The sequence below is a fragment of the Enterococcus hirae ATCC 9790 genome (assembly GCF_000271405.2).
Taxonomy (GTDB): Bacteria; Bacillota; Bacilli; order Lactobacillales; family Enterococcaceae; genus Enterococcus_B; species Enterococcus_B hirae.
Genome location: NC_018081.1, coordinates 2,502,716 through 2,517,781, shown reverse-complemented (window position 1 = coordinate 2,517,781; position 15,066 = coordinate 2,502,716). Strand labels below are relative to the sequence as shown.

The following is a 15,066-nucleotide window of genomic DNA, read 5'->3' as shown; positions in this document are numbered from 1 at the left end:
ATGAAAACACGGAATGAACCAAGTCCCTTAGAGATCAAAGAAAAGAAAATTTATGCTGAATGGGGATTGACAGATGAAGAATATCGAATGATCGAAGAAGATATATTGGGGAGAATGCCTAACTACACCGAAACAGGTTTGTTTTCAGTCATGTGGAGTGAACATTGTTCTTACAAAAATTCTAAACCGATTTTACGAAAATTCCCAACAAGTGGACCGCATGTTCTTCAAGGTCCAGGAGAAGGAGCTGGTATCGTGGATATCGGTGATGGTCAAGCAGTTGTGTTTAAAGCGGAAAGTCATAATCACCCTTCAGCAGTAGAACCTTATGAAGGAGCGGCAACCGGTGTTGGTGGGATCATCCGTGATATTTTCAGTATGGGTGCACGTCCGATTGCTTTACTTGACTCCTTACGTTTTGGCGAGTTAGACCAACCACGAACCAAGTACTTATTGGAAGAAGTAGTCGCAGGGATTTCTGGGTATGGTAATTGTATCGGAATACCGACGGTTGGAGGAGAAGTAGCGTTTGATCCTTGTTATGAAGGGAATCCGTTAGTTAATGCCATGTGTGTAGGATTGATCGATCACAAAGACATTCAAAAAGGGCAAGCTTCTGGTGTGGGTAATTCGATCATGTATGTCGGTGCGAAAACAGGACGCGACGGCATTCACGGTGCGACTTTTGCTTCAGAAGAGTTCAGTCAAGAAGAAGAACAGCAACGTTCCGCAGTTCAAGTAGGCGATCCTTTTATGGAAAAACTATTACTTGAAGCTTGCTTAGAATTGATCCTGGAACATGCGGACATTTTAGTAGGGATCCAAGACATGGGCGCTGCTGGATTGGTTTCTTCAAGTTCGGAAATGGCATCAAAAGCTGGATCTGGTTTGATTTTGACATTAGACGATGTGCCACAACGAGAAACAAATATGACTCCTTACGAAATGATGCTTTCAGAATCACAGGAACGAATGTTGATTTGTGTAAAAGCTGGGGCAGAGGAAAGAGTCAAAGAATTGTTTAAAAAATATGATTTGGATGCTGTTACGATTGGAGAAGTCACCGATGATGGCTTGTATCGCTTGTACCATCATGGGGAAGAAGTGGCTAACTTACCAGTTGATGCCTTAGCCGAAGATGCACCTGTTTATGAAAAGGCAGTGCAAGAACCCGCTCGAATCGAAAAATTTAAACAGTTAGGGCAATATCAACCAATCATTGAAGATGCGAATCAATTATTGCTAGATTTATTGAAACAACCGACAATAGCTTCAAAACATGCGATTTATGAAACCTATGATTCTCAAGTACAAACCAATACAGTAGTTTCCCCTGGAAGTGATGCTGCCGTATTGCGTATTCGTGGAACTGAAAAAGCAATTGCTATGACGACTGACTGTAATGCCCGCTACCTTTACTTAAACCCCGAGATAGGTGGCCAAATTGCTGTTGCAGAGGCTGCCAGAAACATTGTAGCTAGTGGCGGACGTCCATTGGCGATCACAGACTGCTTGAATTATGGTTCTCCTGATAAGCCAGAAGTATTTTGGGAACTGGTCAAATCAGCAGACGGGATTGCCAAAGCATGTGAAGTCTTTGCGACACCTGTGATCTCCGGGAATGTTTCTTTATACAATGAAACGGATGGCAAAGCGATTTATCCTACCCCGATGATCGGCATGGTCGGATTGATCAAAGACCACCAACACATCACCACTCAATCTTTCAAAATGGCGGATGATTTGATTTATCTTGTTGGTGAAACTTATGACGATTTCAATGGTAGTGAATTGCAAAAAATGCAATTAGGAAAAATTGAAGGGGACATCGAGCATTTTGATCTATTGACGGAACAACAAAACCAAGAAAGTCTACTGGCGGCTATTCAAGCAGGAGTGGTAACCAGTGCGCATGATTGTTCGGAAGGCGGTTTGGCTGTGGCGTTGGCTGAAGCAGCTTTTGGTACCCAATTGGGATTAGATGTCACAGTAAATCTGACGACAGCACAACTTTTTTCAGAGACACAATCAAGATTTGTGGTCACCATCCTTCCAGAAGATCGTGAGGAATTTGAACGTTTGATGGGCGAAAAAGCAAGTTGTATCGGTAAAGTGACTGAGTCAAGTAATATCGTGATCCAAGCAAGTGATGGGGAAATCCATCTAGCTGTTACAACAGCTAAAAAATGCTGGGAGGACGCAATCGAATGTCTTATGAAGTAAAAAGTTTAAATGAAGAATGTGGGGTGTTTGGTGTCTGGGGACATCAAGAAGCATCTAGCGTAACGTATTTTGGGCTTCATAGTCTTCAGCACCGTGGTCAAGAAGGTGCTGGGATCGTTTCAAATGATCAAGGGAAACTATTAGGACACCGGGATCTAGGTTTACTCTCAGAAGTTTTCAAAGATCAAAGAAAGCTAGCTGCACTCTCTGGACAAGCAGCGATTGGACATGTGCGTTATGCTACAGCAGGTAATGGTAGTGTGGACAATATCCAACCCTTTTTATTTAAATTTTATGACCAGTCAATCGGTCTAGCTCACAATGGTAATCTTACGAATGCCCGTTCGTTGAGAACGTCGTTAGAAAAAGACGGTGCGATTTTCCATTCCAATTCAGATACAGAGATTTTGATGCATTTGATTCGTCGAAGTAAAAAAACAACATTGCTCGATCGTTTAAAAGAAGCATTAAATGAAGTGAAAGGCGGATTTGCCTATTTGCTTTTAACAGAAGATGCCATGATCGCCGCTCTTGATCCGAATGGTTTTCGACCTTTGGCAATCGGTCAAATGAAAAATGGTGCATATGTGATTGCTTCTGAAACTTGTGCACTGGAAGTCATCGGTGCGCGGTTTATTCGAGATGTTCGTCCAGGGGAAGTAGTGATCATTGATGACTCAGGCTACACGATCGATACTTATACGACCGAAACCCAGTTAGCGATTTGTTCCATGGAATATATCTACTTTGCACGACCAGATTCAAATATCGCTGGTGTCAATGTACACACTGCTCGTAAAAATATGGGGAGAAATTTAGCACAGGAAGCGCCAATTGATGCTGACATGGTTGTAGGTGTTCCAAATTCTTCGCTATCAGCAGCCAGTGGCTATGCCGAAGCTAGTGGCATCCCTTATGAGATTGGACTAGTAAAAAATCAATACATTGCCAGAACCTTTATTCAACCTACACCAGCGTTAAGGGAACAGGGTGTCAGGATGAAACTTTCGGCTGTCAGAGGAGTTGTTAAAGGCAAACGAATCGTGATGGTGGATGATTCGATCGTTAGAGGAACAACGAGCCGGCGAATCGTACGTCTATTAAAAGAAGCAGGAGCAAAAGAGGTTCATGTACGAATTGCTTCACCACCGTTAAAATATCCTTGTTTTTACGGCATCGATATTCAAACGAGAAAAGAACTAATTGCAGCGAATCATAGTATCGAAGAAATCAGACAATGTATCGAAGCAGATTCATTGGAATTTTTGAGTGAGGATGGATTGATCCAAGCAATCGGATTAAAAGAAGCAGCTCCTTATTCTGGGTTATGTATGGCTTATTTTAATGGTGATTATCCGACGCCTTTATACGACTATGAAGAAAAATACCGTGAATCATTGAAAGAAAAAGTATCTTTTTTTCAATAAAGGAGGAAGTAACATGAGCAATGCCTATGCGAATGCTGGTGTGGATGTAGAAGCTGGCTATGAAGTAGTAGAACGAATCAAGAAACACGTGAAAAAACAGAGCGACTAGGGGTAATGGGTGCTTTAGGCGGTTTTGGTGGCTGTTTTGATTTAAGTTCTTACCAATTAAAAGAACCAGTTTTGGTATCAGGGACAGATGGGGTAGGAACAAAATTGTTAGTAGCCATCGAAGCGGATCAACATGAAACGATCGGAATCGATTGTGTGGCGATGTGTGTCAATGATATTTTAGCTCAAGGTGCGGAACCTTTATATTTCTTAGACTATTTAGCTACTGGAAAAAATGATCCACGAAAATTAGAAAAAGTCGTCGCTGGCGTGGCGGATGGTTGTGTAGCAGGTAATCTTGCGTTGATCGGTGGCGAAACCGCAGAGATGCCAGGGATGTACGCGGAAAATGAGTATGATCTTGCTGGTTTTGCAGTTGGGGTTGCAGAAAAGTCGCAATTGATCACAGGAAGTGAAATCGAAGTTGGTGATGTTCTGTTAGGCTTACCTTCTAGCGGGATTCATTCAAACGGCTATTCATTGGTTCGGAAAGTGTTTTTTGAACAAAATAGTTACACATTAACCGATCAGATAGAGGGTCTGTCTGAAACACTGGACCGAGAATTGTTAAAGCCGACAAAAATCTATGTATCAGCTTTGCTGCCAATCATAAAAGAACAAAAGATCAAAGGTGCGGCACATATCACTGGTGGTGGATTCGTAGAAAATATTCCTCGGATGTTGCCGGAAGGGACGGCCGCGCAAATTCAATTAGGTTCATGGCCTAGCTTGCCGATTTTTGATTGTCTCCAACGTTTAGGTGAAATCCCTGAACAAGAGATGTTTGAGATTTTTAATATGGGTATTGGAATGGTTGTAGCAGTAGCAGCTTCTCAAGTCGATGAAGTCATTGAAAAAATCAATGAGCAAGGAGAAGCAGCTTATCGAATCGGTGAAGTAATTCCCTTAAAAAATAAAACAGTGTTGTTTGATGAGGAAGAAAAATGAAGATTGCCGTATTTGCTTCAGGAAATGGCAGCAACTTTCAAGCTTTAGTTGACTATTTTCGGGAAAATAAGTTGCCAGATACCTTTGAATGGCTTTTTTGTGACCAGCCGAATGCTTTTGTCTTAGAACGGGCAGAAAAGTTACATGTACCATTTCATTTTTTTTCACCAAAAGAATTTTCATCTAAAAGAGAATATGAAGAAAAAATTTTAGAGATCCTAGTGGAAAAAGAAATTGAACTCATTGTATTAGCAGGATACATGCGGATTATTGGTCCGACTTTATTGAATGCTTATGAGTCAAGGATCATTAATATCCACCCCTCTCTTTTACCTGATTTTCCTGGCTTACATGGGATTCGTGATGCGTTTGCTGCGGAAGTCAAAGAAACAGGTATAACGATTCATTACATTGATAAAGGGATAGATACAGGACCCATCATTCACCAAGAAACCATAGAGATCACGAAAGAAGACACATTGGATAGCTTAGAAGCAAAGATTCATCAAATCGAACATCAGACCTATCCTAAAATAATCGAAGCAGTCATCAAAGAAATGCAAAAAGTGGAGGAAGAAAAAAATGACTAGAGCATTGTTAAGTGTATCGGATAAAAAAGGAATTGTTGAATTTGCCAAGGGATTACAAGCTTTGGAAATTGAGATCATTTCAACTGGGGGCACCAAAAAACACTTGATGAAGCGGGAATCTTAACCATCGCAATCGAAGATGTCACTGGCTTTCCTGAGATGATGGACGGACGTGTCAAAACTTTGCATCCTAAGATTCATGGGGGATTATTAGCACGTCGTGATCTTGCTAGTCACAGAGATGCAATGGCAGCTTCTGAGATTTTGCCGATTGATTTTGTTTGCGTCAATTTGTATCCTTTCAAAGAAACAATCATGAAACCGGATGTTAGTGAAAAAGAAGCCATTGAAAATATTGATATTGGTGGACCAAGTATGTTGCGTAGTGCTGCCAAAAACCATGAATTTGTTACGGCGATCGTTGATCCGAACGATTATCCAATTGTTTTAGATGAACTGAGAAATCAAGGGACTACTTCTCTAGCGACACGTCAGAAACTGGCAGCGAAAGTATTTCGTCACACAGCAGCCTATGATGCATTGATTGCTCAATATTTAACGGAGCAAGTGAAGGAAGAAAAGACGGAAAAATTGACTCTTACTTTTGAACGCAAGCAAGACCTCCGCTATGGCGAGAATAGTCATCAGCAAGCTGTCTTTTATCAATCTGCTCTACCAGAACGTTATTCGATTGCTCAAGCAAAACAGCTTCATGGAAAAGAACTATCTTTTAATAATATTCGTGATGCAGATGCTGCTTTGCGGATCATGAGTGAATACCAAGAACCAACAGTCGTAGCACTCAAACACATGAATCCTTGTGGTATTGGCTCAGCTCACACGATTTTCGATGCTTGGCTAGCAGCTTATGAAGCAGATCCTGTTTCGATTTTTGGTGGGATTGTGGTATTGAATCGGGAAGTCGATTTAGCAACAGCTCAAGAAATGTATAAACTCTTTTTAGAAATTATCATTGCACCGTCTTATACACCAGAAAGTTTAGAAGTTTTAAAAGCCAAGAAGAATTTACGATTATTAACGGTTGACTTTAACTCGCAATTAACAAAAGCATCTAATGAAATTGTTTCAGTCCTTGGAGGGTTACTCGTCCAAGAAAAAGATACAGCAATGGAAAAACCAACTACGTGGCAAGTAGTAACCGATCGTCAGCCAACATCTGATGAAATGGCTGCATTAGCATTTGCTTGGAAAGCTGTTAAGCACGTCAAATCAAATGCGATCGTTGTAAGTAATCGGTATCAGACACTAGGGATTGGTGCAGGACAAATGAATCGTGTCGGTTCTGTCAAACTTGCGATTGAACAAGCTGGAGAAAAAGCACAAGCAGCTGTTTTGGCAAGCGATGCTTATTTCCCAATGGATGATTCGGTGGAATATGCAGCTAAACACGGAATCAATGCGATCATTCAGCCTGGTGGAAGTATCAAGGACCAAGCGTCGATTGATATGGCTAATAAACATGGAATTGCCATGGTCTTTACGAACGTCCGTCACTTTAGACATTAAGATAGAAGGAGTAAGAAATGAATGTATTGATCATAGGAACTGGTGGGCGTGAACATGCGATTGCGAGTAAAATCTTACAAAGTCCGCTAGTCGAAAACGTTTATTGTGCACCGGGGAATCCTGGCATGACACGTGATGGGGTCAAAATCGTTGATATTAAAGAAACTGATCATCAAGGATTGATTGAGTTTGCTAAGAAAGCGTCAATTACTTGGAGTTTTGTTGGCCCAGAAATTCCATTACTAAATGGGATCGTAGATGATTTTAAAAAAGCAGAATTAAAAATATTTGGCCCAACGAAAGCTGCCGCATTGATCGAAGGATCTAAGAGTTTCGCCAAAGAATTGATGGAGCGTTGTCAGATTCCAACTGCTGAATCTAAAACTTTTACCAGCTATCTTGAAGCCAAACGATATATCGAAGAGAAGGGCACCCCAATTGTGATCAAAGCGGACGGTTTAGCTGCTGGCAAAGGCGTGGTCGTAGCGATGACAAAAGCCGAAGCGTTACAGGCAGCCAGCGATATGCTGGAAAAACATCGCTTTGGACAAAGTGGACATCAAATCGTTGTGGAAGAATTTTTAGAAGGAGAAGAGTTCTCTTTATTAGCGTTTGTGGATGGCGAAGCAGTTTATCCAATGGAAATCTCACAAGATCATAAACGAGCGTATGATGGAGATCAAGGGCCGAATACTGGGGGGATGGGTGCCTATTCTCCAGTACCTCATATTTCTGAAGCGATCATTGAAGCGGGAATCGAAAAAGTAATAAAACCTGCAGCTAAAGGGATGAGCGAAATTGGTCGTCCGTTTATCGGTGTATTGTATGCAGGATTGATCGCCACTTCAGATGGACCGAAAGTGATTGAATTTAATGCGAGATTTGGCGATCCTGAGACACAAGTCATTTTACCTCGATTGAAGAGTGACTTGGCGCAAGTGATCACCGATTTGTTAGACCATAAGCCGGTTCATTTAATTTGGGAGGAAACTGGATATCGTTTAGGGGTTGTAGTTGCAGCAGAAGGTTATCCTAATCAGTATTTAACTGCTATGGATTTGCCCGATTTTCCTGAAGAGGAGGCAACTGTCTATTATGCGGGTGTTCAAGAGGAAAAAGGAATTTTAAAAGGTTCAGGTGGTCGAATCTACTTAGTGGAGTCCTATGGGGAAACAATTGAAGAAGCGAGGGAAAAAATATACAACGTGTTAGAATCAAAAGATACAAAGGGGACATTTTATCGGAAAGATATTGGAATGAAAGCAATCAACGTTTTTTCTAAGAATCACTAGCACAACAAAAAGGGGGATAACATTTTTTTCTTTTTTGAGAAAAAAGTGGCATGCCTCTTTTTGCCCCCTTTTTGAAGTAAATGTGTTAAAATCTAATGGGAAAGAAAGGAATGATTTTAATGAAACAGATTCAATTGGGAACTTCAAATCAAAAGGTGTCGTCGGTCATTCTCGGATGTATGAGGATTAATGGCGCTGAGCATCCAGAACGTATTATTGAAACTGCTTTTGATAACGGTATCAATTTTTTTGACCATGCGGATATCTATGGTGGTGGAGAATGTGAAAACATCTTTGCTAGTGCGTTAGCAAAAACTTCAATAAAGAGAGAAGAGCTATTTATTCAAACAAAATGTGGGATTGTTCCCGGTGTGATGTTTGACTTTTCCAAAAAGCACATCACTGAATCAGTAGAAGGTAGCCTCAAACGGTTAAAAATGGATTATGTTGATGCGTTGCTATTACATCGTCCTGATACCTTAGTTGAACCTGAGGAAGTGGCAGAGGCATTCGATGAATTAGAAAAGTCAGGTAAAGTACGTTATTTCGGTGTAAGTAATCAGAAACCAATGCAAGTCGAATTGCTAAAGAAATACGTCAAACAACCTTTGTTGATCAACCAATTGCAATTTGGATTGAAACATTCTGGAATGATTGATCAAGGGATCCATGTGAATATGACAGATGAAGCTAGCGTTGACCACGATGGTAGTGTCTTGGATTATTCACGTTTGAATGAAATGACGATCCAAGCATGGTCGCCTTATCAATATGGTTTTTTTGAAGGGGTATTTATCGGTAACGAAAAGTTTCCTAAATTGAATCAAAAATTAGCAGAACTTGCTGAAAAATATCATACAACGCCAACAGGTTTAGCTTCAGCTTGGATTTTACGCCATCCTGCGAATATCCAAGTGATTGCAGGAACGATGAATGTAGGGCGAATCAAGGAAATTGCACAAGCATCAGACGTTGAACTGAGTCGTGAAGACTGGTATGCGCTGTATCGCGAAGCTGGCAATATCCTACCATAGACATGAAAAAACATTGAATGAAACAGTCATTAGTTGCTTGTTCGCTAATGACTTCTACATATATTGATGCGAGGAACGTCACTAAGAATCTACGAAAAGGGGAGTAAAATGGGATATCTAAATAAATGGGACAATAATTCGTCAATGCCAGAAAGTGAGCTAAACGCTCATAGAGCAGCGTATGAAAATGTCAGTGATGGTAAAGAAGCGAAAGGCAATCTAAAACTAGACCCCCAACGCTATAGTCTTGGAGTAATGACACACGCAATAAATAAAACGAAATCTGCAAAATCAAATAAACCTAATAGAGCTCTACTTGGAATGATCCAAGAAATAGCGCAAAGCTATTTTAGCCCTAAAGTACTTGCTGGTATGGAGAAATTCAAAAAGGATAGAGAAAAAGAGCTAGAAAAAAGTTCGAACATTTCGCAAACAAAGTTATCTAAAGATAAAGAAAACCCTAACGGTCAAAAACGGGTTTATAACAGATTGACTAATATTATTTCTGACGCTAAAAAAGCAATCGTTCAACCCGGAACTCTGAATGAAAACAATCAAGAGAAAACAAACCAATCAAAAGAAGCTGGAAATCAACAAAAGAATGAACCACCTGGTAGAGATTGAGTAGCTATAAGCGACAAACAGCTGATTGTTTATTTGTCGAAAAGTTTGATGGCTAGACAGTGTTATTTCAGATTAAGGAGTTTTTATTTTTTGTTTATATTCCCCTTGATTTTTTAGTTTAAATACGGTAAATTACATAAGGTGCTAAAAATAAACACCCAAAAAGCAAATAATGTTCGTGTTTTACTGAATTCGAACATCAGGAGGATCATGTCCATGAAAGTGTTTGATTACGAAGATATCCAACTCATTCCTAATAAATGTATTGTAAGTAGCCGTTCAGAATGTAACACGACAGTGACACTAGGAAAGCATACTTTTAAAATGCCTGTTGTCCCTGCGAATATGCAAACGATCATCGATGAGTCAATTGCACAATTTTTAGCAGAAAATGGTTACTTCTATATTATGCATCGATTTGATGAAGCAGCAAGAATCCCCTTTGTGCAAAAAATGAAGGAGCAACAATTGATTACTTCAATCAGTGTTGGCGTAAAACAAGAAGAATATTCATTTGTTGAAGAATTAGCACAGTTAAATTTAGTTCCTGATTATATCACGATTGATATTGCGCACGGTCATTCAAATGCGGTGATTGAAATGATCCAACATATCAAAAAACATTTACCAGAAACGTTCGTTATTGCAGGAAACGTTGGTACACCAGAAGCTGTTCGGGAATTAGAAAATGCCGGAGCTGATGCAACAAAGGTTGGAATTGGACCTGGTAAAGTTTGTATCACAAAAATCAAAACCGGTTTTGGTACCGGTGGTTGGCAACTTGCTGCCTTAAGATGGTGTGCGAAAGCTGCCAGAAAACCGATTATTGCTGATGGGGGTATTCGTACCCATGGTGATATTGCAAAATCCGTTCGTTTTGGCGCAACAATGGTTATGATCGGTTCGCTATTTGCCGGACATGAAGAATCGCCTGGTGAGACAATGGTGGAAAATGGCGTAGTGTACAAAGAATACTTCGGCTCTGCCTCCGAGTTTCAAAAAGGTGAAAAGAAAAATGTAGAAGGTAAGAAAATTTGGATCCAACATAAAGGGTCTTTGAAAGACACGTTGGTTGAAATGCAACAAGATTTACAATCTTCTATTTCTTACGCGGGTGGGAAAGATATTGAAGCTATTCGCAAAGTTGATTATGTGATTGTTAAAAACTCCATTTTTAACGGAGATACCATTTAATAAGCAAAGAAAAAGCAAAGTAGATGCTCTCGCATCATACTTTGCTTTTTCTTTGCTTTTCGATCCCTTTTTTATAAGATAAAATAGGCAGTAGAAGAAAGAGGAATGGAGCAGAACATGTGGGAAGTCATAGATAAGAAACAAAGACCAATTTATCGACAAATTATGGATCAGGTGATGAAAAATATTGAAAATGGGAATTTAGATCCCAACGTACCCTTGCCCTCTGAAAGGAAATTGGCAGTTATTTTTCAAACAAATCGCACAACTGTGGTTCGAGCGTTGGATGAATTACGAGATCTTGGCGTTCTTATCAGTCGCCGAGGTAGTGGACGTTTTGTGAATCAAACCGAATGGGGGCGGTATTCTGTCCCGAGAGTGAATTGGCGCGAATTATTTTCCCAACGCTATGAACAAATCGATGATAGTTATGAAAAAATGATCGAAGTAGGAAAACTGAACCCTTATTTTCTCGATTTATTTTCGAGCGAGATGCCTACAGACTTATTACCAAACGTTCAATTTCCAGCATACTCAATGAATGAGATTATTGAAAAAGAGCAACAAATCACCTGTCTAGGTTATCTTCCATTAGTAGCAAAAATAAAAAATTACTTGATCGAAAAATTTTATTTTGATTTTACTAAAACGCAATTATTAGTTACGAGTGGGGGTCAACAGGCTATTTTTCTAATTTTACAGACGATTTTATCTAGTGGTGATGCTATTGCGGTAGAAGCGCCTTCGTTTTTTTATCGTTTGTCCTTATTTAAAGCGACAGGGATTCGTCTATTTGGTGTACCCATGGATAGAGAAGGTATTGAGCTGGATAAGCTAGAAGTGTTGATCAAGAAAAATAAATTGAAAGCTGTCTTAGTTAATCCAAACTTTCAAAATCCAACAGGGAAAGTGATGTCCCAAAAACGTCGCGAAGCATTAGTGACCCTTTGTCGCAACTATCAATTACCGATCATTGAAGACGACGTTTTTAGTGACTTATCCTTTCATGATAGTGAAAAGCATAAACCAACTGCGATTCATTCGATTGATCCGGAAAACGTCTTATATGTCGGATCATTATCTAGGGTATTAGGACAAACGACCAAGATAGGTTGGATCGTTGGGCTGCGTTCCTTTATCGACCGCTTAGCGAAAGCGCAGGAAATGATGGAATTTTCGATGAGCATCTTTCCCCAAAATGTGGCGATGACTGTATTTGAAGAAAGTTATAGCACAAAGATCGCCATTGTGAGGGAAGAATTATACAAAAGAAGTTTGACACTGGTTGAATGGGAAAAAACGCAAAACTTTTTTGAAGTCTGGCCCATTTATGGTGGGTACTATGCGTGGATTACGTGGAAAGGACAGCAATTGACAAGAGATATTGCGGAAGAATTGATCCGCTCAGGGTTAGGCATTGCACCAAGTTTTTTGTTTGGAGAAGAGACCAACGGGTTACGTATCAATTTTAGTCGTTTAACTGAAGAAAGGCTGCCATTTTTTCAAGCGGAAATGGCAAAATTAGCAAAACGTTTATCCGTTTAATTCATGATCAAAAGAACAGGTTCATGTGCAACAGTTAAGGAGATTCCTTGCTGTTGCTTTTTAATTGAAAAAAATACACATATAGTAGAAAATTAAAAGAGGGATGATTGTAAAGAAAATCACTAATTAATAAAAAATTTTTTCTGTTTGTTGGAATAAGGTATAACAATGTGCGGATTCAATGATAACAGTAGAGAGGAGTAGATAGAAAATAAGGACTAATTTTGTACAAATGATGTAAACCGCTTTCTTGATTGTGAGGTTGTTCACTATTTGCGTGGTTAAGCGGATTATTACAAATTTTTAAAAACGTGAATTTTTTTGCTTTTAGCTTGTATTTCTTAATGATCCATGATAATTTATAAAAGAAGACGGTTGGATATTGATACAGTTTATATATCTGTTTCAATCGCAGAAAGATGAGATTTTCTTATATGATGAGAGAGGAATGTGTACAAATGGCAAAAAAGAAATTACCACTAGACTTTAATGCGTTATTAGATGAAGTCAATTCAGATTTTCCAGTATACCAAGCGCTTGACCAAAATGGTAAAGTAGTAAACCCTGATCTTGTTCCTGATTTATCAGATGAACAATTAGTAGAATTAATGACTAGCATGGTTTGGTCTCGTGTATTAGACCAACGTTCAACAGCTTTAAACCGTCAAGGACGTTTAGGATTCTTTGCACCGACAGCTGGTCAAGAAGCTAGCCAACTTGCAAGTGCATTTGCTTTTGAAAAAGAAGACGTATTACTTCCTGGTTACCGTGATGTTCCCCAATTAGTAAAACATGGATTGCCTTTAGCACAAGCTTTCTTATGGTCACGAGGACATGCGGCAGGGAATTTTTATCCAGAAGAATTGAAAGCTCTACCACCACAAATCATTATTGGTGCGCAGTACATCCAAGCGGCTGGTGTGGCTTTAGGTTTGAAAAAACGAAACAAAAAAAATGTGGTCTTCACTTATACTGGTGACGGCGGCTCTTCTCAAGGTGATTTTTATGAAGCAATAAACTTTGCTGGAGCTTATCATGCAAATGCTGTATTTTATATCCAAAACAATGGCTTTGCGATCTCAACACCTCGTGAAAAACAAACAGCTGCTAAAACATTAGCGCAAAAAGCTGTGGCAGCCGGGATTCCAGGGATCCAAGTAGATGGTATGGATCCATTAGCAGTTTATACAGTATCTAAAATGGCACGTGATTGGGCAATCAACGGGAATGGTCCAGTCTTGATTGAGACATTGACTTACCGTTATGGTCCGCATACTTTATCAGGAGATGACCCAACTCGTTACCGTTCTAAAGAAACAGATGACGAATGGCAGAAAAAAGATCCATTGATCCGTTTCCGTAACTACCTAACAGAAAAAGGTCTATGGTCAGAAGAAAAAGAAGAACAAGTAATTGAACAAACAAAAGAGGAAATCAAAGCAGCGATTGCTGAAGCAGATAAGATTCCAAAACAAAAAGTTTCTGATTTCTTAAAAAATATGTTTGAAGTGGCACCACAATCAATTAAAGAACAAATTGCAATCTATGAAGCGAAGGAGTCGAAATAATCATGGCACAAAAAACAATGATTCAAGCAATCACAGATGCCCTAGCACTTGAACTTGAAAATGATGAGAACGTAATCGTTTTTGGTGAAGATGTTGGGAAAAACGGTGGAGTTTTCCGTGCAACGGAAGGATTGCAAGAAAAATTTGGCGAAGAACGCGTTTTCGATACCCCATTAGCTGAATCAGGGATTGCTGGTATGAGTTTTGGGTTAGCTTTAGAAGGTTTTCGTCCAGTACCTGAAATTCAGTTCTTTGGATTTATTTTTGAAGCCATGGATGAAGTAGTCGCACAAATGGCACGTACAAGATATCGAATGGGTGGGACTAGAAATCTACCGATCACGATTCGTTCACCATTTGGTGGTGGGGTTCACACACCAGAACTTCATTCAGATAACTTAGAAGGATTGATTGCTCAATCTCCAGGAATTCGCGTAGTCATTCCATCAAATCCTTATGATGCAAAAGGATTATTGATCTCTTCTATCCGCAGCAATGACCCAGTTGTATTTTTGGAACATATGAAACTTTATCGTTCATTCCGTGAAGAAGTTCCAGATGAAGCTTATGAAGTACCATTGGACAAAGCGGCAATTACTCGTGAAGGAACAGACGTTTCAATCATCACCTATGGCGCAATGGTTCGTGAAGCGATCAAAGCAGCTGACAATCTTGCGAAAGAGGATATTTCAGTAGAAGTCGTTGACCTAAGAACAGTCGCACCGCTAGATATTGACACAATCATTCAATCAGTTGAGAAAACTGGTCGTGTGGTAGTCGTTCAAGAAGCGCAACGACAAGCAGGTGTAAGTGCCCAAGTGATTGCTGAAATCTCAGAACGTGCGATCCTTTCATTAGAAGCACCAATTGGACGTGTAGCAGCACCAGATACTGTTTTTCCATTTGGACAAGCTGAAAACATCTGGTTACCAAATGCGGCTGATATTGAAGCAAAAGTCAAAGAAATTGCAGAATTCTAAGAAATA

General features: G+C 39.7%; 10 protein-coding genes and 2 pseudogenes. All 12 read left to right on the top strand.

Annotation, left to right across the window (positions count from 1 at the left end):
- Positions 1-2,223, top strand: coding sequence for a phosphoribosylformylglycinamidine synthase subunit PurL (gene purL, locus EHR_RS11935; protein ID WP_010737439.1), 2,223 nt, complete (start codon positions 1-3; stop codon positions 2,221-2,223).
- Positions 2,208-3,650: an amidophosphoribosyltransferase gene (purF, locus tag EHR_RS11930; RefSeq protein ID WP_010737440.1), complete on the top strand. Its 1,443-nt coding sequence runs from the start codon at positions 2,208-2,210 to the stop codon at positions 3,648-3,650. The genes purL and purF overlap by 16 nt, the downstream gene beginning before the upstream one ends.
- Positions 3,651-3,663: 13 nt before the next feature.
- A pseudogene (gene purM, locus EHR_RS11925) lies at positions 3,664-4,706 on the top strand (phosphoribosylformylglycinamidine cyclo-ligase).
- The gene (purN, locus tag EHR_RS11920) at positions 4,703-5,296 is read left to right on the top strand and encodes a phosphoribosylglycinamide formyltransferase (RefSeq protein WP_010737442.1); all 594 of its coding nucleotides are present in this window, start codon (positions 4,703-4,705) and stop codon (positions 5,294-5,296) included. The pseudogene purM and the gene purN overlap by 4 nt, the downstream one beginning before the upstream one ends.
- Positions 5,289-6,823 (top strand): annotated as a pseudogene (gene purH / locus EHR_RS11915) (bifunctional phosphoribosylaminoimidazolecarboxamide formyltransferase/IMP cyclohydrolase). The gene purN and the pseudogene purH overlap by 8 nt, the downstream one beginning before the upstream one ends.
- 17 nt (positions 6,824-6,840) lie before the next feature.
- Complete coding sequence (gene purD / locus EHR_RS11910; protein ID WP_010737444.1) at positions 6,841-8,115, top strand: phosphoribosylamine--glycine ligase; 1,275 nt, start codon at positions 6,841-6,843, stop codon at positions 8,113-8,115.
- 119 nt (positions 8,116-8,234) lie between these two features.
- Entirely contained in the window at positions 8,235-9,149 is a 915-nt protein-coding gene (locus tag EHR_RS11905) for an aldo/keto reductase (protein WP_010737445.1), read from the top strand.
- A gap of 108 nt (positions 9,150-9,257) precedes the next feature.
- Positions 9,258-9,773, top strand: a complete 516-nt coding sequence (locus EHR_RS11900; protein ID WP_010737446.1) for a hypothetical protein — start codon at positions 9,258-9,260, stop codon at positions 9,771-9,773.
- A 216-nt stretch (positions 9,774-9,989) separates the two neighbouring features.
- Positions 9,990-10,967 carry a GMP reductase gene (gene guaC / locus EHR_RS11895; protein ID WP_010719374.1) on the top strand — a complete coding sequence of 326 codons (978 nt, stop codon included), beginning with the start codon at positions 9,990-9,992 and terminating at the stop codon, positions 10,965-10,967.
- 117 nt (positions 10,968-11,084) lie between these two features.
- The gene (locus EHR_RS11890) at positions 11,085-12,512 is read left to right on the top strand and encodes an aminotransferase-like domain-containing protein (protein WP_010737447.1); all 1,428 of its coding nucleotides are present in this window, start codon (positions 11,085-11,087) and stop codon (positions 12,510-12,512) included.
- Between the two features lie 458 nt (positions 12,513-12,970).
- The gene (gene pdhA, locus EHR_RS11885; protein WP_010719372.1) at positions 12,971-14,080 is read left to right on the top strand and encodes a pyruvate dehydrogenase (acetyl-transferring) E1 component subunit alpha; all 1,110 of its coding nucleotides are present in this window, start codon (positions 12,971-12,973) and stop codon (positions 14,078-14,080) included.
- A gap of 2 nt (positions 14,081-14,082) precedes the next feature.
- Positions 14,083-15,060: an alpha-ketoacid dehydrogenase subunit beta gene (locus EHR_RS11880; protein WP_010737448.1), complete on the top strand. Its 978-nt coding sequence runs from the start codon at positions 14,083-14,085 to the stop codon at positions 15,058-15,060.
- Positions 15,061-15,066: the final 6 nt, after the last annotated feature.